The 20347-nt window shown below is 34.0% G+C and carries 23 protein-coding genes and 1 pseudogene; 17 read left to right on the top strand and 7 right to left on the bottom strand.

All coding sequences use genetic code 11. The annotated features are described in order from the left end of the window. Positions 1 to 30 precede the first annotated feature (30 nt). The gene (locus tag AC1DS7_RS07060; RefSeq protein WP_321147156.1) at positions 31 to 1260 is read left to right on the top strand and encodes an MFS transporter; all 1230 of its coding nucleotides are present in this window, start codon (positions 31 to 33) and stop codon (positions 1258 to 1260) included. Between the two features lie 48 nt (positions 1261 to 1308). Here the strand turns inward: AC1DS7_RS07060 and AC1DS7_RS07055 are convergent, their stop codons facing one another. Then, a complete protein-coding gene (locus AC1DS7_RS07055) occupies positions 1309 to 1926 on the bottom strand; it encodes a LysE/ArgO family amino acid transporter (RefSeq protein WP_002189328.1) in 618 nt (205 codons plus the stop codon). A gap of 122 nt (positions 1927 to 2048) precedes the next feature. On the opposite strand from AC1DS7_RS07055, the gene AC1DS7_RS07050 reads away from it, so the two are divergent. Together AC1DS7_RS07050 and AC1DS7_RS07045 are read left to right on the top strand one after the other, a co-directional pair. Continuing rightward, the gene (locus AC1DS7_RS07050) at positions 2049 to 3491 is read left to right on the top strand and encodes an aminotransferase-like domain-containing protein (RefSeq protein ID WP_215588961.1); all 1443 of its coding nucleotides are present in this window, start codon (positions 2049 to 2051) and stop codon (positions 3489 to 3491) included. Between the two features lie 12 nt (positions 3492 to 3503). After that, the gene (locus AC1DS7_RS07045; protein WP_002012388.1) at positions 3504 to 3671 is read left to right on the top strand and encodes a DUF3933 family protein; all 168 of its coding nucleotides are present in this window, start codon (positions 3504 to 3506) and stop codon (positions 3669 to 3671) included. Positions 3672 to 3766: 95 nt separating this feature from the next. Here the strand turns inward: AC1DS7_RS07045 and AC1DS7_RS07040 are convergent, their stop codons facing one another. After that, complete coding sequence (locus AC1DS7_RS07040) at positions 3767 to 4732, bottom strand: patatin-like phospholipase family protein (RefSeq protein ID WP_088039240.1); 966 nt, start codon at positions 4730 to 4732, stop codon at positions 3767 to 3769. A gap of 82 nt (positions 4733 to 4814) precedes the next feature. Beyond that, positions 4815 to 4976, bottom strand: coding sequence for a YjcZ family sporulation protein (locus tag AC1DS7_RS07035; RefSeq protein WP_002012392.1), 162 nt, complete (start codon positions 4974 to 4976; stop codon positions 4815 to 4817). A 224-nt stretch (positions 4977 to 5200) separates the two neighbouring features. On the opposite strand from AC1DS7_RS07035, the gene AC1DS7_RS07030 reads away from it, so the two are divergent. The 4 genes from AC1DS7_RS07030 (at position 5201) to AC1DS7_RS07015 (ending at position 8059) form a co-directional block, all read left to right on the top strand. Then, on the top strand, positions 5201 to 5953 hold the full coding sequence (locus AC1DS7_RS07030; RefSeq protein ID WP_476998873.1) for a YwqG family protein: 753 nt from the start codon (positions 5201 to 5203) through the stop codon (positions 5951 to 5953). Between the two features lie 147 nt (positions 5954 to 6100). Next, entirely contained in the window at positions 6101 to 7261 is a 1161-nt protein-coding gene (locus AC1DS7_RS07025) for a transglutaminase domain-containing protein (RefSeq protein WP_016102183.1), read from the top strand. A 108-nt stretch (positions 7262 to 7369) separates the two neighbouring features. Beyond that, positions 7370 to 7570 (top strand): DUF4083 domain-containing protein, encoded by a 201-nt coding sequence (locus AC1DS7_RS07020; protein ID WP_002141377.1) that lies wholly within the window; start codon positions 7370 to 7372, stop codon positions 7568 to 7570. A gap of 27 nt (positions 7571 to 7597) precedes the next feature. Continuing rightward, entirely contained in the window at positions 7598 to 8059 is a 462-nt protein-coding gene (locus AC1DS7_RS07015) for an NUDIX hydrolase (protein ID WP_002141378.1), read from the top strand. Positions 8060 to 8103: 44 nt separating this feature from the next. Here the strand turns inward: AC1DS7_RS07015 and nadE are convergent, their stop codons facing one another. Next, positions 8104 to 8922: an ammonia-dependent NAD(+) synthetase gene (gene nadE, locus AC1DS7_RS07010; protein ID WP_002031433.1), complete on the bottom strand. Its 819-nt coding sequence runs from the start codon at positions 8920 to 8922 to the stop codon at positions 8104 to 8106. Between the two features lie 264 nt (positions 8923 to 9186). On the opposite strand from nadE, the gene AC1DS7_RS07005 reads away from it, so the two are divergent. The 3 genes from AC1DS7_RS07005 to AC1DS7_RS06995 all read left to right on the top strand — a co-directional run bounded on the left by AC1DS7_RS07005 (position 9187) and on the right by AC1DS7_RS06995 (position 12759). Beyond that, a complete protein-coding gene (locus AC1DS7_RS07005; protein WP_016102182.1) occupies positions 9187 to 11067 on the top strand; it encodes an FtsX-like permease family protein in 1881 nt (626 codons plus the stop codon). Positions 11068 to 11186: 119 nt separating this feature from the next. After that, complete coding sequence (locus AC1DS7_RS07000) at positions 11187 to 11474, top strand: AbrB/MazE/SpoVT family DNA-binding domain-containing protein (protein ID WP_016102181.1); 288 nt, start codon at positions 11187 to 11189, stop codon at positions 11472 to 11474. A gap of 334 nt (positions 11475 to 11808) precedes the next feature. After that, the gene (locus AC1DS7_RS06995; protein WP_016102180.1) at positions 11809 to 12759 is read left to right on the top strand and encodes a serine protease; all 951 of its coding nucleotides are present in this window, start codon (positions 11809 to 11811) and stop codon (positions 12757 to 12759) included. 40 nt (positions 12760 to 12799) lie between these two features. Here the strand turns inward: AC1DS7_RS06995 and AC1DS7_RS06990 are convergent, their stop codons facing one another. Further along, positions 12800 to 13108, bottom strand: coding sequence for an ArsR/SmtB family transcription factor (locus AC1DS7_RS06990; RefSeq protein ID WP_016102179.1), 309 nt, complete (start codon positions 13106 to 13108; stop codon positions 12800 to 12802). Positions 13109 to 13215: 107 nt separating this feature from the next. On the opposite strand from AC1DS7_RS06990, the gene AC1DS7_RS06985 reads away from it, so the two are divergent. Together AC1DS7_RS06985 and AC1DS7_RS06980 are read left to right on the top strand one after the other, a co-directional pair. Then, the gene (locus tag AC1DS7_RS06985; RefSeq protein WP_215588962.1) at positions 13216 to 14151 is read left to right on the top strand and encodes an aldo/keto reductase; all 936 of its coding nucleotides are present in this window, start codon (positions 13216 to 13218) and stop codon (positions 14149 to 14151) included. Positions 14152 to 14200: 49 nt separating this feature from the next. Further along, positions 14201 to 14407 (top strand): annotated as a pseudogene (locus AC1DS7_RS06980) (hypothetical protein). A 30-nt stretch (positions 14408 to 14437) separates the two neighbouring features. On the opposite strand, the gene AC1DS7_RS06975 reads toward AC1DS7_RS06980, so the two are convergent. Next, positions 14438 to 14662: a hypothetical protein gene (locus tag AC1DS7_RS06975; RefSeq protein WP_002141385.1), complete on the bottom strand. Its 225-nt coding sequence runs from the start codon at positions 14660 to 14662 to the stop codon at positions 14438 to 14440. A gap of 84 nt (positions 14663 to 14746) precedes the next feature. Beyond that, entirely contained in the window at positions 14747 to 15094 is a 348-nt protein-coding gene (locus AC1DS7_RS06970) for a DUF4257 domain-containing protein (RefSeq protein WP_000426320.1), read from the bottom strand. Positions 15095 to 15290: 196 nt separating this feature from the next. On the opposite strand from AC1DS7_RS06970, the gene AC1DS7_RS06965 reads away from it, so the two are divergent. The 5 genes from AC1DS7_RS06965 (at position 15291) to AC1DS7_RS06945 (ending at position 20346) form a co-directional block, all read left to right on the top strand. Next, positions 15291 to 15818: a DinB family protein gene (locus AC1DS7_RS06965; protein WP_476998872.1), complete on the top strand. Its 528-nt coding sequence runs from the start codon at positions 15291 to 15293 to the stop codon at positions 15816 to 15818. 182 nt (positions 15819 to 16000) lie between these two features. Beyond that, a complete protein-coding gene (gene rsgA / locus AC1DS7_RS06960) occupies positions 16001 to 17050 on the top strand; it encodes a ribosome small subunit-dependent GTPase A (protein WP_016102176.1) in 1050 nt (349 codons plus the stop codon). A 208-nt stretch (positions 17051 to 17258) separates the two neighbouring features. Then, on the top strand, positions 17259 to 19241 hold the full coding sequence (locus tag AC1DS7_RS06955) for a methyl-accepting chemotaxis protein (RefSeq protein ID WP_002012412.1): 1983 nt from the start codon (positions 17259 to 17261) through the stop codon (positions 19239 to 19241). A gap of 164 nt (positions 19242 to 19405) precedes the next feature. Next, a complete protein-coding gene (locus tag AC1DS7_RS06950; protein WP_016102175.1) occupies positions 19406 to 19711 on the top strand; it encodes a hypothetical protein in 306 nt (101 codons plus the stop codon). Positions 19712 to 19977: 266 nt separating this feature from the next. Then, positions 19978 to 20346 (top strand): DUF3979 family protein, encoded by a 369-nt coding sequence (locus AC1DS7_RS06945; protein ID WP_002086098.1) that lies wholly within the window; start codon positions 19978 to 19980, stop codon positions 20344 to 20346. Position 20347 lies beyond the last annotated feature (1 nt).

Here is a 20347-nt window from a genome sequence, read left to right as displayed (position 1 = left end):
AAATATATGATGAAAGGTTCCGAAATCAACATGTTAAAAAAAGAAAACTGTTGTTTAATTGCACTTGCATCAGTTCCACTTGTTATGACGCTAGGTAATTCAATGCTTATTCCAATCCTGCCAACCATTGAAAAGAAATTACATATTTCATCTTTCCAAGTATCCATGATAATTACAATTTATTCTATCATTGCAATTATACTTATACCGATTGCTGGTTATTTATCAGATAGATGGGGACGAAAGATGGTAATGGTTCCAAGTTTATTAATTGCAGCTATTGGAGGAGCGATAACGGGATGGGTATCATGGAAAGTTGATAACCCTTATGTTTGGATTCTTATCGGAAGAGCAATTCAAGGGATAGGTGCTGCTGGTGCTATGCCAGTTGTCATACCATGTGTCGGTGATTTATACAAAGATGAAAAACAGGTTAGTGCAGGTTTAGGAATCATTGAGACGTCAAATACATTTGGAAAAGTATTGAGTCCCATATTAGGATCAGCTCTTGCAGCAATTGTATGGTTCTTACCATTTTGGGCGATTCCAGTTTTATGTGTAATATCGATTGTTTTACTACTGGTACTAGTAAAGGCGAAGAAACAAGAAGAAGAAGCTCCACCACTTAAGGAATTTATTCAATCTATTATCTCTACGTTTCGAGAAAAGGGAAGATGGTTAATTGCCATTTTTATACTAGGTGCAATTATTATGCTTATTTTATTCGGAATACTTTTTTATCTGTCAACTATACTGGAGTCGAAGTACGATATTCATGGTATATGGAAAGGGTGTGTACTCGCTATTCCTTTACTTGTACTATCACTTAGCTCATATATGGCTGGTAAAAAAATTGGAGATAAACAAGATATTATGAAAAAGTGTATCTATATTGGATTTTTACTGGCTGCTGCATCTGTCTTCTTACCTTTATTTCTAAAAGGAATCTATTTGCTACTTCTTTGTCTCGTTATTATGGGGGGAGGAATTGGTATGGCGTTACCATGTCTAGATGCTCTTATTACACAAGGGATTGAAAAAGAGCAGAGGGGGACAGTTACGTCATTTTATAGTTCAATGCGATTTATCGGTGTAGCAGCTGGACCACCCCTGTATTCTTTTTTTATGAAAGGGGCAGACCATGAAGTGTTTTATTTAACAAGCATCTTCGCTGCTATTGGTGCTGTCATAGCAATTATTTGGATTAAACCAGCAAAAGATGAAATGATGTTAAAACAGAAACCGGAACCAACTTCATAATGCGAAAGAGAATTGCATGCCAATTACATAACATGCAATTCTCTTTAATTAGTTAGGAAAAACAACTTGTTTTAACATATAAAGTGCGACTCCCCATATGAGTAGCCCTGAAATTTTATTTAATACTATAATCGTTTTTCCTGTTGAGTCAAATCCTTTTAGAAATTTTCCAGCAAAAGCTAAACTAATAAACCAGATCCAAGAAACTATAATTGTTGCAAAAGTGAAAGCCCATTTCTCACTTCCTATGTACTGTATAGAGTTTGTTCCGATTACACCAATTGTGTCTAAAATTGCGTGTGGATTTAGTAATGAAACTGATGCGGCGAAAATAATTTGATTTTTTAAAGGCATGCTTTTTTCTTGTTTTACATCATTTGAAGGATCGCTTCTCCAAATAACCCAGCCCATATACATAAGAAAGAAAAATCCAATCATATACAAGGTGGTTGTTAACCAAGAGAAAGTTAAGAGGACAAGGGAGACACCTTGTACAGCAATTAATATTAATAATGTATCACATATAGATGCAGTCAAGACTACAGGAGCAGCTCGCCAAATATTTGGTTGACTAGCGCCTTGGTTAAAGACGAAAACATTTTGGACACCTAATGGAATGATAAGACCAAATGCAAGGATGATACCGTGAATAATTGCTTCACTCATCAGATTACCTCCTACTTAATTTGATTAATTATGATAGTCTATATTGTATAGAAGAAATGAAAATTTGTATCCATCCATATGGTTGGATAGGTTACCAACCATAAAGTATGTGAGGTGAGATAATGGAAAGGCTCGTTTGGAAACCTAATATGTCTTCATCTGTTCCTTTGTATAAACAAATAGAATCTTATATAAAAGAGAGAATTGTTAATGGGGAATGGACAATTGGAACTAAATTACCTTCACAAAGAGATTTGGCGCATACGTTTGAAGTGAATCGAAGTACAATTGTAATGGCTTTCGATGAATTAGTAGCAAAAGGGTATGTTGAGGGGAATGGCCGGAAGGGAACAATTGTTATAAATAATAGTGAGAGTACTTCTACATATGCCCCGCCTCCAAACTGGCAGTCTTATGTAGAAACAGGACTTCATTATCCGAATCTTCCTGCTGTACAAGAGATTAATCAAGCTGAATTTACTCCCAATGTAATTCGATTAGGAACAGGTGAACTTTCACCGAGTCTCTTGCCTGAGAAAAAGATGAAGGGTATTATTAATAAAATTCTACAATCAAATGTTACACTTGGGTATGAGGAACCGAAAGGAAATCTCCATTTAAGAGGAAAAATTGCGGAATATTTAAAAGGGCATGGGGTATATGTATCTCCTGACTCTATTTTAATTGTTTCGGGAGCAATCCAAGCACTGCAACTTATTTCTATGGGGCTTCTTCCGAAAGGAGCGTCAATTTTATTAGAAAAACCATCATATTTATATTCGCTTAATGTATTTCAATCAGCAGGAATGCGCTTGATTGGAATACCAATAAATGAGAATGGTATAAATACTTCCTATATCACAAAATATAAGAAACAATTTAACGCATCTATTTTATATACAATCCCATCTTTTCATAATCCGACCAATTTTAGTATGAACGCTAAGAAGAGGGAAGAAGTGATGGAGATATGTAATGAAATTGGATTACCTATTATTGAGGACGCGGTATATCAAGATTTATGGTTCGATGCACCAGTTTCAAAGCCTTTAAAGGCATATGATAAAAATGGTATCGTGCTACATATTGGAAGTATGTCCAAAGTCATTAGTCCTGGTTTAAGAATTGGGTGGGTTGTTGGATCAGAATCAGTTATTCAAAGGTTAGCAGATATAAAAATGCAAACTGATTATGGTTCAAGTTCTATATCCCAGCAGATTGCAGCGGAGTGGTTTGAAAATGGATTGTATGATGAACATTTACAGTTTGTAAGAAGTGAATTGAAAAAACGTAGAGATTTTATGATAAGTATGTTAGAAAAGTATTGTAGTGGCATTGCAACTTGGCATGAGCCAGTAGGAAGCTTTTACATTTGGCTACATATAAATCTACCAATTTCGAATCGTAGTTTATTTGAAAAAGCTTTACAAGAAAAGGTGTTGTTAAACCCAGGCACTTTGTATGATAGAAGTGCTAACCAATTTTTACGTCTTTCTTATTCCTATGCAACTGTAGAAGAAATTGAAGTTGGAATAAAAAAGATTGCGCAATTAATTAAAATATAAAAGGAGAAAACCATGAAACAATATGTGATTTGCCAAATTATCGATGGGGATAAATATTTAGCTGCTTATGCAGAGACAAAACAGGATGCAGTTGAAAAAGCAGAACTGTTAGGATTAAGAACTGGAAACCGTTACATAGTAATTACCGCAGAAGAAGCTGAAGGGTTAACTTATCCTTAAATAATGGGAGAGTACATAAGAAGTAAATAAGCCTAATAATGTACTATACTATTAGGCTTATTTACTATTAAAGTGTGACAGGGAAAATAATATAATTATGAGTCAAGTTGACGGAAATACCGATTTGTTTTTCGATCCTGATTTCCGTCTCTATATTCATCAACATATTGTCTGAAGTTCCAGGATTGTAAAAACTTATTAGCTGCATTATAACCAGAGTTATAGAGCCATTCTTTCTCTTCTTTAGTTAGTTGAAAATTAGTACTGGTAATGCTTCCTGTTGGAATTGTAATAGTTCTAGCCTTTGATTCTTTATCTAAATGCCGTAAATCATGAGCTTGCATCATCGTTTTAAATAATCCTTTGAACATGGAAATAGGTTCGTCATAGTGGGCGGGATCAGCTTGAATCTCATCTTTTACAAAATGAAATCCAAAGGTAGGCCAGCGAGGAGAAGTCGGTGAATCGAAAATCCAAATTGGGTAATTACTTAAAATCCCGCCATCAACCATATAACAAGGCTGCTTCCATTTTGGTGTTCTCCATTTTACTGGCTCAAAGAAGAAAGGGATTGTACTACTCATTCTTACTGCTTTAGCGATTGAGAAGCGATAATTTAAAAATCCGTAGTTTGGTAAGTCATCGGGAAAAATAACCATTTTACCATTGCTTATATCTGAAGCAATAATTTTGAGCTTATTCAAATCGGATAAGTCTGTAAACAAATGAATTCCTTTTTTTCTAAGCAGGTCTTCTAGCCATTCTTCGAGAAATACATTTGAATAAATACCTAGAGTAGACCAAGCGCTTAATCCTTTACCAATAAAGGGGATTTTATCAAGAAAAGTTTTTTTAGTGAATTTTTCATAATCAATGTCTGTTACAATCGTCTTTAATTCGGAACAAGAATATCCTGCTGCTAGAAGAGCTGCAATAATAGCGCCGGCTGATGTTCCAGCTAAACGTTCCCATTCATATCCTTTTTCGGCTAACGCGCAAATTGCCCCTACATGAGCAATTCCGCGTACACCGCCTCCTTCAAAAACACCATCAATTTTCATTGAACATACTTCCTTTCTAAAAAATGAAAATGGAAAAAAAGCACGTATTGTACGTGCTTTTTTACAATAGTTTTTAAGTTTACTAGCAGCCTACAAAGCCGCCCCAACAGCTAGCTCCGATGATGATTAGAAGGATAAATAAAACGATTAATAAAGCGAAACCTCCATAACCACAACCGCCACCACAACTACCGCCGTAACCGTAACCACCGCCGTAACCGCCGCAACTATATCCGTAACCCATGTGGAATTCCTCCTTAAATTAAAAATAAAAATGAACGAGGGGAAAATGTACTGGAAGAAATAAAGAACTATCGTGTTTGTAGGAACAATGTATACTATGCTTTTTTAAACTTGTTCGCGTACGAGGGATAAGCCCGTTTTTTGGAGGGCTTGTTGAATTTACAATGAATGAAGTATAATCTTTGTGCTATGATACAAATAAGTATGTAAATGTAAGGAGAATTTATGGAACAGAAAATTGAAATATTAATTGATAAATATGAACTAACACATTTGAAACAGGAACTTATTAATACTGTATTTCCTTGTGTAAAAGTTGTGCCAAAACAACAGGAAATAATTGCGATAGGCAGTTCGAAAATGAGCGGAGTTCCTGATTTGCCAAATACATTTGAATATCCAACATACAAAGAGAATCCGTTACGTTTTATCGCACAATTTAATTTAAGTGATTTACAAAACGTTGGTATGGATCACAATCTTCCTAAGACAGGGATGTTATATTTCTTTAGTATTGAAAATTACTTTGAAGAAGATGTGGATCCAACCGAAGCTGGACGTGTACTTTATTATGATATCCCTGTAGAGCAATTACGTAGAGCAGATGAAATACAAGCGAAATATAACCAGTGTGTAATTAATTTTGAACTGACATATAAATTGCCAGAGCTTTTCATTGAAGATGAGGCGGATTCAGATCGTTTCTTGCAATTACTTGAAGAGCTAATCCCAGACAACTATGATAATCATCAAATGTTTGGAGAACCATTCTCTGTACAAGATGAGGTATTGTACGAGACTGGACAATATATGGGGATAGATCCACAGCATATGACGCTCTTATTCCAAATTGATTCAGATACTAAAAATTGTAATATGATGTGGGGAGATTTAGGGATGCTTTATTTCTGTATTGGAAATGAAGACTTGAAAAATCGCCATTTTGAAAATACATGCTGTGTGTTACAAACTTGCTAAAAAAAGGGTTGTTCTTTTTCTAAAAGAACAACCCTTTTAAAAATGTTAAATATGCATAATCTCATATGACCTATTTTGAAAAGTATTGTATACTCTGAAACTATACGATACTTTTTTGTATAGTTATAGAATGTAAGGAGTGACAAGATGGGAAAGACAAGTAAGTATGTGACAGCTGCCGCACTTTGTTCAACTATAGTAATGGGAGGCTTACAGGCGTCAGCTGTATCTTATGCGGCTACGAATCCGACTACAGTGACAACACAATCAGATGCAAAGTTGTTAAATGATTTCAGAAAAGAATTAAAAAAACAGATTGATAATAGAGAAGAAAATATTACAATCACATATAAAACAAAAGATAGAAATGCTAGAAATATTATGGACCAATTGTATGGCGAGTTTAATAAAATTGTAGATGCTGATGAGTATGTAAAATATAATGTAGCGTCTACTAAATATTCTATAAAAGGGATGCCAGGGAATTATACATTTACATTACAAGTGAAGTATCGTGAATCAAAAGAGCAAACACAGTATGTAAAGTCTCAGGCGAAAGCAATTGTAAATTCTATCATTAAACAAGGCATGGATGAACATGAAAAAGTGAAAGCTATTCATGATTATGTTGTGAAAGAAGTATCATATGATACTTCTTATCAAGCATATACAGCGTATGAAGCGTTAGCGAATCGTTCTGCCGTTTGCCAAGGATATACATTGTTAACATATCAATTACTAAAAGAAGCAGGTATTCAAAATCATATTGTAACAGGTACAGGGAATGGACAAGCTCACGCATGGAATTTAGTGAACATTGATAACAAGTGGTACCACCTTGATACTACATTCGATGATCCAGTTCCTGATAAAGCTGGGCGCGTAACATATTCATATTTTAATATGTCTGATGAACAATTAAGCAAAGACCATGAATGGGATCGTAGTGAATATCCAGTGGCAACTACAAGCTACTTCAACGAATTAACAAGCAAAATAAAAGCCGGTAGTTCAAAAACTGCTGTATATGAACAAATGTTAAAAGAAACAAATTTAAAGTATTTATCTGCACAATACGGAGCGGAAAATTACAATGAGTTTAAGAAAAAATTACAGCAACAATTTGCTTCCAAGCCAGAAAAAGTAGAAGTACGATATAAGCAGTCCATGGATGGAACGATGCAAGATATAAAGAAAGTATTAAATGAAATAACTTGGCCAAAAGGTGCAAAGCGTGTATCTTATCAAGTTGCGCCATATAGTGCAATGACAGGTTATTCATTAGCGACAATTACATTTACGTATTAATGAAAAAGAGCATCTTTAAAAGGTGCTCTTTTTACGTTTGAGTATAATTCTAGTGACTATTTAGAATTATGTGATAAAATAATTGAAAATAGAGGATGTGATAGCTGAATGAATTTGTTCGAAAATAATATATTTGCATTGATATATTTTTGTCTAGTAATCGGACTTATCGTTTTGTTTTTTGTATCATTTACTCTGTTCATTAAAAGATTATTGCAAAACAACACTATGAAAAAACAACATGTGATTAATATGAATCAGAAGTTAGATCGGATTATTGAATTGCTTGAAAAAGATAAAAAAGAATAATGGAAGATGGATAAAAAGGAGAAGCAGATGGCGAATTATATAAAGGAATTACGTGAAAAAATAGGGCATGATTATGTTATTTTGAATTTTGCAGGAGGTTGTGTATTTAATGAATTTGGTGAAGTGCTTCTGCAAAAAAGAGGAGACTTTAATGCTTGGGGATTTCCAGGCGGTGCAATGGAAATCGGGGAATCTGCGGCAGAAACTGCGATTCGAGAAATAAAAGAAGAAACAGGATATGATGTGAAAATTGATGAGCTCATTGGTGTGTATACGAAATATTTTCAAGCATATCCGAATGGAGATCAGGCACAGGCAATTGTAATATTCTTTAAGTTTTCAATCGTTGGAGGGAATACAAAAATAGACGGTGATGAAACGTTAGATTTGCAGTTTTTCCCTTTAGACAAAATGCCGCCATTGTTTAATAAACAACATGAAGATTGCTTGCAGGATTTATTAGAGAAAAGAGTAGGGGTATATCGTTAACGTATAAAAAAGAAGCTAAATGAGATTAGCTTCTTTTTTATGTTCTATTTCCACCAATCATCAAACATTGACGCTGGTACTTGTCTTTTATGTTCACTCACTTTGTAACGCTTCTCAATCTTTTCAGCAACGTCAGCTGGAACGGATTTACCTTCTAAATAGTCATCTAATTGATCGTAAGTAATGCCTAGCTCTGTTTCATCAGCTTGACCTGGTTTTTCATCTAATAAATCAGCTGTTGGCATTTTTAAGTAAAGTCGCTCGTCTGCACCTAATTCTTGTAATAAATCACGTCCTTGGCGTTTCGTTAATCCCGTTAATGGTAATAAATCTGCACCGCCATCTCCGAATTTTGTGAAGAAACCTGTTACAGCTTCAGCAGCATGATCAGTTCCGATAACGAGTAGCCCTTGTTGTCCGCCGATTGCGTATTGTGTAACCATACGGATACGCGCTTTAACGTTCCCTTTATTGAAATCTGTTAATGATTCGTCTAATAAGTTTTCGTATTGATTTGAGAAAGCATCAACTGTTGAAGCGATATCGAAAGCAACAGACTGATCAGCTTGAATAAATTGTAATGCTAATTGTGCATCATCTTCATCTTTTTGTACTTTGTATGGAAGACGTACGGAGATAAACGTTGCGTTACCACCTTCATTACGAACTTCTTCGACTGCAAGCTGTGCTAAACGTCCTGCTAGTGTAGAGTCTTGTCCGCCGCTAATTCCAAGTACAAATCCTTTTGCACCTGTAGTTTTTAAATAATCTTTTAAGAAATCAATTCGTTTACGAATTTCTACTTTCGGATCAATTACAGGCTGAACATGTAATGCTTTCATAATTTGTTCTTGTAATGTCATTATGTTTTCCTCCTATTCATATTAAAGCGGTAAATAAGTTTATATGTATATTGGTACATACTTCTATCCTTTATTATTTCGCAAAACTAACGAATATACAATAGGATGCGTGTATGAATGTAGTCATTATAATGAAACTGTTTTATATAAGCAATTGTTTAAAACCTTTCAATAATGTAAGGTTTTTGTCATTTGAATCGATGGAAGGTATTTCCGAACTTTACTAATATAAAAGTATAGTTAGTAGAAGGGCGGAGAAGTAGTATGAACATTAGAGAACTCGCATTTCGAAATGTAACGCGAAATAGACGAACATACTCAGCTTATTTTTTGAGTAGTGCATTTGCAATTATGGCCTTTTTTGTGTATTCATTTTTTGCGTTTCATCCGGCATTAAGTGCTGGAGAATTAGGACAGTACGTATTCGTAAGTATGTCTTTTGCGCAGTCTATTATTTACTTATTTACATTCTTCTTTATTTTATATTCAATGGGAATGTTTTTAAAAACGAGAAAGCGTGAACTAGGAATTTTAATGATGCTAGGTATGACGAAATATCAATTAAAGCGTCTTATCTTCTTTGAAAATATAATGATTGGAATAGGAGCAATAATTTTTGGGATTCTTTCAGGTATGTTGTTTTCAGGGATATTAATATTTGTAGCTCCGATGATATTAAAACTAGATATCTCTTTATCCTATTACATACCGATGAAAGCGATTGTTGTAACGAGTATTATGTTTTTCGTATTATTTATGATCATTTCATTGTTTAGTGCAGGAATGGTTCGTAAAAATAAAATTATGAAATTGTTTAGAGGATCAGCAGAGGCGAAGCCAGAACCGAAGGCATCTATAATTTCTTCTATATTAGCAGTATTATTGCTTAGCGCTGGTTATGCAGGAGCTCTTATGTCACATGGTGCAATGGTATTTATAATGATGATTCCTGTTACAACGGTAGTCATTATTGGTACGTATTTGCTGTACAAGCAGTTGAGCGTCTTTATTATTCGATTATGTAAAAAAAGCAAACGTTTCTATTGGACACAGACAAATATTATTACTTTGTCAGATTTAGCATACCGTATGAGAGATAATGCAAGGATGTTCTTTATTGTAACGATTATTTCAACAGTAGCATTTTCAGCAATAGGTACATTGGTTGGGTTTGCTTCGATGACGAAAGAAATTATGGACAGACCAATTGCGTTTCACTATCAGTCTAAGCAAGGTAATAGCAATGAGCCACAGCATCTGAAAATCATTGACGAAGGATTAAAGAAACATAATATAGCAGCTTCAAAAATAAATATTTCATCGAAGAAAACGGAGGAGCAGTCGTTAAGAAGCGCCATTTTTATAAAAGAATCAGATTATAAAGAATATGCAAAGTTAACAGGAGAACCATTTAATACTGTATCAAATAAAGAGGCTTTATTTTTGTCAGTCGAAATACCCGGACCACCGATGAAAGAAAGAAAAGAAATTACTTTACCAAATATGAATGAACCTTTAAATGTGAAAAAAGTTAATACTTCTTCATTAAGTAAAATACTAAGAGGTAATGTGTATGTAATCTCTAAAAATCAATATGATTCATTACAAGATGGATTTAAAGAAGAAAAAGATTATATGTATAAAACACAATCCGCGAAAGATGAAATTGAGGTCGGTAAGGAACTTACGCTTCAGATGAAGCCTTATGAAGAACATTCAACGTTTAGTGCAGAAGAGTACGATCAAAATCAAAGTCTACAAATCGCAGGACCCATTTTATTTGTAGGTTTCTTTATTGGTATTGTATTTTTCGTTTGTGCAGGAAGCTTCCTTTACTTCCGTTTATTTTCAGATTTGGAGGACGATACTCGTTTATTTGAAATGATTCGAAAAGTTGGATTGACGAGAGGGGAATTATCGAAAGTAGTCACAATCCGCTTAGCGCTTTTATTCTTCGTTCCAGTTGGAGTTGCAACATTACACGGGGCAGTAGCATTAACTGCGTTAGGACAAATGTTTGAGTACTCACTGTTTAAAGAAAATACAATTGTATTAAGTATTTTCGTAGGTATTCAAGTTGTATACTTCTTAATTATAAGATCGCGTTATTTAAAACAATTGAAAGAAAGATTGAATATTCGTTAAATGTGTTTTTTTAACTTTTGTACTATATTTTCTAAAAAGAGTAAGGCATTACCAAATATATAGTGATAAAATGAAAATAGCGAGGTGAAAAAAATAATAGAGAGTAAGGGGGGAGTAACATGAAAGCAACAGGAATTATTCGAAAAGTAGATGAATTGGGACGGATAGTTATTCCTAAAGAATTACGAGATGTATTAGGAATACAAATCAAATCACCACTTGAAATTTTTGTAGAAGAAGACAAAGTCATTTTACAAAAATATCAACCTTACAATGCTTGTCAAATAACAGGTGATGTTTCAGACCAAAATATTTCATTAGCAAATGGAAACATTACTGTTAGTATAGAAGGCGCAAAACATGTAATAAAAGAAATTGAGCAGTTTTTGAACAAGAGTAAGAATTAGTCTTAATTTATCCCGCTATTTGTGGGCAGTAAAACTCCCACCTCAAAACTCGGCTGAAGAAAAGAAGTTGGGTGGGAGTCGGGCTGCCCGTAAAAGCCCGATTGGTGAGGGCTAATAATCAGTGGGGGATGAACACCACCCACTGATTATAGTTTCACTTTATATTATTCTATTGAAAAACTGAAAAAGAAAAGGACCATTAATGGTCCTTTTCTTTTGTTTATTGAGAAACATTTGAGAGGAAGGGAAATGGAACGAATAAAACGAATGTTAAATCTAAACGCATTCAATAGTGGTCTGAAATGAAAATAATATATTTTCAGGAGGGATTACGATGAATAGTAGTACAGCGAATAAACAAAAAGGCATTAAATTAATTCCGTTTACTGTAAATAAAGTGGTTGAACAAGTAAATGAAATTCCACCAGGTGTACAATTGATTCATGCTCCGCAAGTATGGGAAAAGAGCGCGAAAGGAAAAGACATTGTCGTTGCTGTTTTAGATACAGGTTGTGATGTAAATCATGTAGATTTAAAAGATCGTATTATTGGTGGGAGAAATTTCACAAAAGATTATGAAGGAAATCCCAATATTTATCTTGATAATAATGGGCATGGTACTCATGTAGCGGGGACAATTGCAGCGACTGAAAATGGAGTGGGTGTACTAGGAGTCGCACCACTTTCTAAAATGTTAGTTTTAAAAGTATTAGCTGGAGATGGTTCTGGAAGTTATGAGCAAATTATTGAGGCCATTCATTATGCTGTAAATTGGAGAGGACCGAATAAAGAGAAAGTAAGAATTATTTCAATGTCACTTGGTGGTCCGCAAGATGTACAAGAGTTACATGAAGCTATTCAAAATGCGGTAAAACAAGACGTACTTGTCGTGTGCGCTGCAGGAAATGATGGAGATTGTAACGATGATACTGAAGAATTAGATTTTCCAGGTGCTTATTCTGAAGTAATTGAAGTAGGTGCTGTTAATTTAGAACGGAAAATTTCATGCTTTAGTAATTCAAATCAAGAAATTGATTTAGTAGCGCCGGGTGATGAAATACTGTCTACGTATCCAGAGGGGAAATATGCGGTATTAAGTGGTACTTCAATGGCGACGCCGCATGTCGCTGGGGCGCTAGCACTTCTCATAAAGCAGTGTGAGAGAGAGTATGGTAGAAAATTATCAGAGCCGGAAATATATGCGCAACTTATAAAAAGGACTGTACCTTTAGGGTATGAACGTACATCTGAAGGGAATGGATTAATAGATTTATTAAAAGAATAGTAATTACTAAAAAACATCTCATATTTATATGAGATGTTTTTTAGTATGGTTCTGTCGCATGTATTACAACATCTAATAAACCAGGGAATCGAGCATTTAAATCATCTTCACGAATTGAAATGAAACGTTGCGTTCCCTCAAGTCGTGTAAACATAACACCAGATTCACGTAAAACTTTGAAATGATGAGATAAAGTTGATTTTGCAATTGGAATGTTTAACGCACCACAAGATTGTTCATTTTTCTCTAGTAGCATAGTTACAATTTGTAAACGAATTTGATCGCTAAGTGCATATAAGACAGAAGAGAATTGAATTTCTTCTCGATTTGGATGATAGAGAGTACGCATTTTTTCACCTGCTTGTATAAGTTAATATATTTGCACTATAACATATAAAGTGGTATATTTCTATTGTTCGAATATAATCGAACAATAGAAATATAGGGGGATAAAAAATGAAGTATACAAAATTGCAAAAGGCAGGACTAAATATTTCGAAGTTGGGGTTAGGAACAAACGCTGTTGGGGGACATAATTTATATGCTGATGTGAATGAGGAAGAAGGAAAAAGATTAATAGAAGAAGCAATTCAGCAAGGGATTACATTTTTTGATACAGCAGATTCATACGGTTTCGGTAGATCAGAGGAATTGGTAGGAGAAGTATTAAAAGGAAAACGCCACGAGTTTGTACTTGCTACAAAAGGTGGAATTCAGCCGTTATTAAATGGAGAGGTTCATATTAATAATGAACGAAGCTATTTAAGAAATGCTTTGGAAAATAGCTTAAGAAGATTACAAACTGATTATATTGATTTATATTATTTACATTTTACAAATCCTGAAACAAGTTACATAGATTCAATTGGAGAGCTTACTCGCCTAAAAGAGGAAGGGAAAATTCGTTCAATTGGAATATCTAACGTAAATGTAGAGCAACTAAAAGAAGCGAATCAGCACGGACATATAGATGTTGTACAATCACCGTATAATATGTTGGATCGTGTTGCTGGGGAAGAACTTTTGCCATATTGTATAGAATCAGGTATTTCATTTATTCCGTACGGGCCTCTTGCCTTTGGGATACTAGGCGGTAAATATACAGAAGATTTTAAATTGGATGAAGGCGATTGGCGTCAAAGTGTAAATCTATTTGAAGAAAATACATATAAGAGTAACTTTAAGAAAGTTGAGAAGTTAAAAGGCTTATCTAAAGAAAAGAATCTCGAAGTATCGCATTTAGCTTTAGCGTGGTTATTAAACAAAAAAGGAATTGATACTGTTATTCCTGGCGGGAAGCGGGCAGAGCAAATAAGAGAAAGTGTAAGAGCAGTGGATGTTTCATTGAATGAAAAAGTTATGAAAGAGATTGAATCTATTTTAGAAGATTAGTTGAAAAGAGGGATAGGGCCCTCTTTTTATATAAAAGGAGAAGAAATACATGAAGGAGCTTTTGAGTGCAGGGGGTAAAAAAAGTAGACAAATAATAGAAATGTATTGTAGTAAAATTATGGGAAATCCAAAAAAATAAAAAATCCCTAAAGAGATAGGGATTTATATATTGGCATATAGTTCCTTGGAAAAGGATATACTTAGTTTAACATATAGGAATACTTATATTTGTGAAATAGATGTGAAAGTAATGTGAAAAATGCCGTAATAAAAAGCACTGTTTTAGCTAAAACAGTGCTTTTCGTTTAGATTGAACTGTTGCCGCATTTTCATCATGTATTCCTGCTTCTTTAATAATTCGTTTTTTTACTTTATTTAATAGATGGTCTACTGCCTCACCAAAATAGTTAGCTTCGCTTTTTGTGCGGGCTTCTCGTAAACATTTATAGTTTTCTAGCAGTTCCTCTTTTTCGGTGTTTGTTAAGAAATCTTCTATTTTCTTTTTTGTCATACGAAACACCCTTTCTTCTGACAAACGACGCAATAGAAAATATTTATTTTTTATTATAACAATAATTTTTAGAGAAAGTATAGACTAACGTCGTAATAGTTTGTCAATTTCTTGGATTTTCTCATCAGCTTTCCCAATTTGCGTATTTTTAGCCTGTTCACCACCAAGAGCTTGGTGAAGTAAAAACGTTTGACCGGAAATAGCGGTCACAATGGAGACTTTTATAATTTCTTTTATTAAGGTGACATCGAATAAAACGAGTCCAAGAAGTGCGGCGAGGCTACCTGTAAAAATATCAGTTAAAAATCCAAAATGAAAAAAAGTTTTTAAACGGCGTGGAAGCAATAACTTGCCTTGGTTATTGATCAGATGGGAAACGAAGCCAGTAATGCCACCAACGAGAACAGCGGTTAGCCATTGATACATTTCCATCGAATCCACTCCTTTTAGTGAATAAGATTCGATAATTTGATATTGATTCCTTTTAATATTTCATATAAGCATATTGAGAAAGTTTGTTTAGGTTTATTCCGTATTTAATTTAATTATAACAGAAAAATCTGATATATTTCAGTCTATTGTATGAAGCGGTTATTCCTTAATATGAATGTAGAAAGGGGTGCGTGATATGAATATAGATTATCGAATAAGAAGTGTAGATGGTTATACAAAAAATATAGGGGAATTAGTAAGCATGCTGGAACATACGAGGGCTGTAACATTACAGGAAATAAACAAGCTATCAGTTGAGCAATTAGATTTAATTATGCCGAGTGGAGGGAATTCCATCGGAGCGTTACTAAAGCATATAGCAGCTATTGAAAAAGCACATCAGCTTATTTCATTTCAAAAGCGTGACTTTACAAAAGAAGAATTAGAAATATGGGAAGATGCACTGTATTTAGGGGAAGCAGGGAAATCTATTCGTGGCTATGACATACCGTATTATGTACAACTTTTGCAAAAAGTGAGAGAAGAAACACTAAAGTGTTTGAGTGAACAGGATGACGAATGGCTAATGTCAGAAAGAAAGTGGCCTAATGGCGTAGCGTATAATCAGCACTACCTTTGGTTTCATGTGCTAGAAGATGAAATTAGTCATCGCGGACAAATTAAAATGCTAAAAAATAAGTTATTTGAAAATTACGTTAAATGAGGTAGCTTTTTAAATCAATATTCCATATAATGAGAGTAATTAAAATAAGAACGGGGTGATGTATTATGGCGAAATTAACTTATATGAATAATAAACCAAATACAAAGGTGGACGGAAAGGGCGATACTCTATAAGTGAGCGCACGATCCTTCCACTAAGTTCAAACTAGGGAGGATATTAATTTGGATCAAAATATTTTAGAATCTTTCGGATGGGATTCTTTTTTTGAAGAACAAGCTGTAGAGAACTATGAAGTAGGGCGTATTTTACTTGAGCATAAGCATATATATCGGATTATTTGTAATGATGGTGAATATGTAGCGGAACTGTCTGGGAAGTTTCGTCATGAAGCGTTAACGAAGGGAGATTATCCGGCAGTTGGGGATTGGGTATATATAAAGAAAATAGAAAATGAGAAAAAGGCAATTATTCACCGTATTTTTCCGAGAAGAAGTTCTTTTTCAAGACAAGAAGCTGGTAACAGAACTGAAGAACAAATTATCGCAACAAATGTAGATTATCTATTTTTAGTGAATGCACTTAACCATGATTTCAACGTAAGAAGGATGGAACGTTATTTGCTGGTGGCTTATGAGAGTGGTGCAATGCCTGTTATTGTTTTAACGAAGAGTAGTTTATGTGAAGATGTGGAACAGAAAATTGCAGAAACTGAAGCGGTAGCAATCGGTGTTCCTATATTTGTTGTTGATAGCTTAGTGTACGTCGGAATAGAATTATTGCAACAATTTGTTTCACCAGGAAAAACAATTGCTTTAGTTGGATCTTCAGGTGCAGGGAAATCTACTTTATTAAATGCATTAATAGGAACAGCTGTAGCAAAAACCGGAGATATACGTGAAGAAGATAGTAAAGGAAGGCATACGACAACTCACCGTGAATTGTTCCAATTACCGAGTGGCGGTTTAGTAATTGATACGCCTGGTATGAGGGAACTTCAGCTTTGGGAAGGAAGCACGGCAATTCAAACTACATTTTCCGATATTGAAGATCTTGCAAATACTTGCCGCTTTCGAGATTGTAAACATGAAGGTGAACCAGGATGTGCAGTGCGAAATGCTATAGATAACGGAACTATACCCGTAGAGCGCTTACTAAGCTATAAAAAGCTGCAAAGAGAATTGGCATATGTTATGAGAAAACAAAACATTACTCTGGCAAGGGCGGAACGAGATAGATGGAAGAAGATTTCTAAACAACATAAAAAAATGTAAAAAACCAAAGGACTATTCCTTTGGTTTTTTGTATTTGTAAATTTTATAATAATATTATTCATATATATAGACAAAGGGGGAATATTTGTTTAAACTTTACAAGGTGTTTATCAAAAACGAATTGTAAAAATAGAGGATAGGGAATGGGATATATTCATAATTGGTTATTTATCTTTAAAACTTAATATTTAAATGTAGGAGGTTTATAATGAGTAAACTGTTAAGGTGGTTTCGAGATATAAAAGTAGCAAAAAAGCTATTAATTTCATTTTTGATAATTTTAATTGCAGCTGTCTCTATTATTGGAGGAATGTCTTATCAAACGGCTAAAAAGAATTTTGAATCACAAATTACGAGTAGTGCTCACGATAATATAAAAATATTAGATAATTTAATCAATCAAATGATTGAGGCGAAATTTAACGAAGTAAATAACTTTGCACGAGTGATTCATAGTGATATGTATCAAGGAGATAATCAAGATGAATTAAGAAAGGTATTATCTCAATATATTAATTTAAATAAAGATATTGAACAAGTATATGTTGCCGGCAATGATAAGAAGTTTGTGCAAGAACCAAATATACAAATGGCAGCAGATTATGATCCAACAACTCGTTCTTGGTATAAAGATGCAGTGAGTAAACAAGGTGGAATCGTGGTCACTGAACCGTATAAGGCGAAAGGAAATGGACATATTGTCGTAACGATTGCGAAACAAACAGAAGATAAAAATGGTGTTGTTGCGGTAGATTTAAGTTTAGAGAATTTATTGAAAACAACAAAGTTAATCAATATTGGTAAAAAAGGATATACTTTCATTTTAGATGGAAAACAAAAAATAATTGCGCATCCTCAAGAAAAACCAGGAGATAAAGCAGCTGATTCTTGGGCAAAGAGAATTTACGAAGATAATCAAGGCACTTTTTCATACACGTATGATGGTAGTGAAAAGAAAATGGTATTTGCTACAAACTTAAAAACAGGTTGGAAAATCGGTGGAACGATGTACTCAAATGAAGTAATTGAAGCTGCTCAGCCTGTATTTTATAATATGTTAATTGTTATGCTTATTTCATTAGTTGTAGGTGGGGCACTTATTTATTTCGTAACTCTTTCTATTACAAAACCTTTAAAGAGATTAGTTGCCACTTCTAAAGAAATAAGTGAAGGAGATTTAACGCAAACAATTGAAATTCATTCAAACGATGAAATCGGTCAACTTGCAAAAGGTTTTAATGAAATGACAGATTCACTAAGAACGTTAATTGGAAGAATTAATACTTCAGCAGGGCATGTTGCAGCTGCATCTGAAGAGTTAACAGCAAGTGTGAGACAAGCGAGTGAAGCGACTGAACAAATTACATCAGCAATGGATGAAATATCAAGTGGTGCAACGACGCAAACAGCAAGCGTAGAAAATGGTGCTATGTTACTGTTTGATGTAACAGAAGGGATTCAGCATGTAGCAAATAGCTCATCATCTATTAATACTGCTTCTGCTCACACTCGCGAAAAAGCAGAAGATGGTGGAAAGCTAGTTGGAAAAACAGTAAATCAAATGCAATCTATTGCGGAATCTGTTTCACAGTCAGATGCTGTAATTCAGTTGTTGAATAACAAATCAAAGCAAATTGGTGATATTTTAGAAGTTATTCAAAATATTGCAGATCAGACAAATCTTCTAGCTTTAAATGCAGCAATTGAGGCTGCAAGAGCTGGTGAGCATGGAAGAGGCTTTGCAATTGTTGCTGATGAAGTACGAAAATTAGCAGAACAATCTAGTGTATCATCAAGTGAAATTAGTAAATTAATTTGTGAAATACAAGATGATATGAGTAAGACAGTAAAATCTATGAATAATGTAAATGAAGAAGTGCAATCTGGACTTGTTATTGCAAATGAAACAAAACAAAATTTTACTGAAATTTTACAATCTACAAATGAAATTGCTGACCAAATTAAAACGATGGTTGAAACAGCTAATGGGATGTCAAAAGGTGCAAATGAAGTATCTATTTCGGTTGGTCAAATTGCTATGACGGCACAAAATAATGCGACGAGTACACAAAGTGTTGCAGCGTCAGCTGAGGAGCAGTTAGCTTCTATGGAAGAAATTGGTTCTGCAGCTGGTACACTATCTCAAATGGCTGAAGAGTTACAAGTATTAATTGAAAGATTTAAAGTATAAAAAGGGGAGGCTGTCTCAAAATAGCATTAGTGCTATTAGAGACAGTCTTTTAGCTGATAAACGGATTAGAGGTTCAATGTATTTAATGTTTGTCGAAAAATAGAGGAATTTGTTAAGCGGGTGTATAATTAATATAATATAGACTACGTTTAAAGGAGATCAGTATGGGAGTGTATTGGGGAACGAAAAGACATTCTTGGCTTAGCTATGTCTCGTTTTGGTTAAGCATTTTATTCTTTGTTGCTTTTTTAATTGAAGTGTTTGTATTTAAAACACTTTCAAATAGCTCATTACAAATCGTTAAATACTTTTATTTTATATTTGTTCCATTAAATATCATTCTTAGTTTAAGGTTATTATTTAAGAAGAATGAAAAGAAAATATTACCGATTTTTAGTTTAATTGTATCACTATTATTTGCAAGTTTAATTATAGTGTTAGCATTAGTAGCTACAGGAAAAGTCTTATGAGGAGAGTGATATAAATTACTCTTCTTTTTTGTGGTTTTTTAAGAGTTATAAGTAGTGTGTAGGAAATAAGGAAAGTGATAAGTTATCAGTAAGAGGACGTACTAGTGAATAGAGAGTGAACTGAAAATACTATATGTTTTGTATGTGTTTATAAAGCAAATGAATGCGGTAAGATTCATGATATATGGTACAATAAACATGGATAGTGATAGAGATAAAGGGTATATAAAATACTCATCGTTTTTTAGTAAGAGAGGGGTTATCTTATGCTATACGAGGATTTGATGACATTATTCCAAGCTGCTCCGATAGAATTGGATAGAGGCGGCTGGAAATATATAATCCAGGAACAAAATGATAATTATGAAATTGTTGATGAAATGTTAAAAAAGCAAATGAATGTTGAATTGTATTTTAATGAGTATGATGAGGTGAAAATCACTTTATATAAAGATGGAAGCCCTATTACTACTATGCAAAGAATTGCTATTTCAAAAGTTGAGTTGGATGAAGAGGAAGACGGCATTCAATTCGTATTGGAACGCATGCCAAGTCGAATGATTCGTTTGCAATTAAAGCCATATCTTGCAGTAGAAATGGGGCCGTACTGGGAAGTATGTGAAGACTGTGAATGAA

It is taken from the genome of Bacillus sp. P4_E1 (assembly GCF_056401715.1).
Note: the sequence above shows the minus strand (reverse complement) of the source record. Positions and strands in the feature narration are given on the sequence as shown.

Excerpts from the sequence above, each read along its gene's own strand:
- AC1DS7_RS07060 (WP_321147156.1), top strand. The coding sequence starts at position 31 with ATGTTAAAAAAAGAAAACTGTTGTTTAATTGCACTTGCATCAGTTCCA.
- AC1DS7_RS07055 (WP_002189328.1), bottom strand. The coding sequence starts at position 1,926 with ATGAGTGAAGCAATTATTCACGGTATCATCCTTGCATTTGGTCTTATC.
- AC1DS7_RS07050 (WP_215588961.1), top strand. The coding sequence starts at position 2,049 with ATGGAAAGGCTCGTTTGGAAACCTAATATGTCTTCATCTGTTCCTTTG.
- AC1DS7_RS07045 (WP_002012388.1), top strand. The coding sequence starts at position 3,504 with ATGAAACAATATGTGATTTGCCAAATTATCGATGGGGATAAATATTTA.
- AC1DS7_RS07040 (WP_088039240.1), bottom strand. The coding sequence starts at position 4,732 with ATGAAAATTGATGGTGTTTTTGAAGGAGGCGGTGTACGCGGAATTGCT.
- AC1DS7_RS07035 (WP_002012392.1), bottom strand. The coding sequence starts at position 4,976 with ATGGGTTACGGATATAGTTGCGGCGGTTACGGCGGTGGTTACGGTTAC.
- AC1DS7_RS07030 (WP_476998873.1), top strand. The coding sequence starts at position 5,201 with ATGGAACAGAAAATTGAAATATTAATTGATAAATATGAACTAACACAT.
- AC1DS7_RS07025 (WP_016102183.1), top strand. The coding sequence starts at position 6,101 with ATGGGAAAGACAAGTAAGTATGTGACAGCTGCCGCACTTTGTTCAACT.
- AC1DS7_RS07020 (WP_002141377.1), top strand. The coding sequence starts at position 7,370 with ATGAATTTGTTCGAAAATAATATATTTGCATTGATATATTTTTGTCTA.
- AC1DS7_RS07015 (WP_002141378.1), top strand. The coding sequence starts at position 7,598 with ATGGCGAATTATATAAAGGAATTACGTGAAAAAATAGGGCATGATTAT.
- nadE (WP_002031433.1), bottom strand. The coding sequence starts at position 8,922 with ATGACATTACAAGAACAAATTATGAAAGCATTACATGTTCAGCCTGTA.
- AC1DS7_RS07005 (WP_016102182.1), top strand. The coding sequence starts at position 9,187 with ATGAACATTAGAGAACTCGCATTTCGAAATGTAACGCGAAATAGACGA.
- AC1DS7_RS07000 (WP_016102181.1), top strand. The coding sequence starts at position 11,187 with ATGAAAGCAACAGGAATTATTCGAAAAGTAGATGAATTGGGACGGATA.
- AC1DS7_RS06995 (WP_016102180.1), top strand. The coding sequence starts at position 11,809 with ATGAATAGTAGTACAGCGAATAAACAAAAAGGCATTAAATTAATTCCG.
- AC1DS7_RS06990 (WP_016102179.1), bottom strand. The coding sequence starts at position 13,108 with ATGCGTACTCTCTATCATCCAAATCGAGAAGAAATTCAATTCTCTTCT.
- AC1DS7_RS06985 (WP_215588962.1), top strand. The coding sequence starts at position 13,216 with ATGAAGTATACAAAATTGCAAAAGGCAGGACTAAATATTTCGAAGTTG.
- AC1DS7_RS06975 (WP_002141385.1), bottom strand. The coding sequence starts at position 14,662 with ATGACAAAAAAGAAAATAGAAGATTTCTTAACAAACACCGAAAAAGAG.
- AC1DS7_RS06970 (WP_000426320.1), bottom strand. The coding sequence starts at position 15,094 with ATGGAAATGTATCAATGGCTAACCGCTGTTCTCGTTGGTGGCATTACT.
- AC1DS7_RS06965 (WP_476998872.1), top strand. The coding sequence starts at position 15,291 with ATGAATATAGATTATCGAATAAGAAGTGTAGATGGTTATACAAAAAAT.
- AC1DS7_RS06955 (WP_002012412.1), top strand. The coding sequence starts at position 17,259 with ATGAGTAAACTGTTAAGGTGGTTTCGAGATATAAAAGTAGCAAAAAAG.
- AC1DS7_RS06950 (WP_016102175.1), top strand. The coding sequence starts at position 19,406 with ATGGGAGTGTATTGGGGAACGAAAAGACATTCTTGGCTTAGCTATGTC.
- AC1DS7_RS06945 (WP_002086098.1), top strand. The coding sequence starts at position 19,978 with ATGCTATACGAGGATTTGATGACATTATTCCAAGCTGCTCCGATAGAA.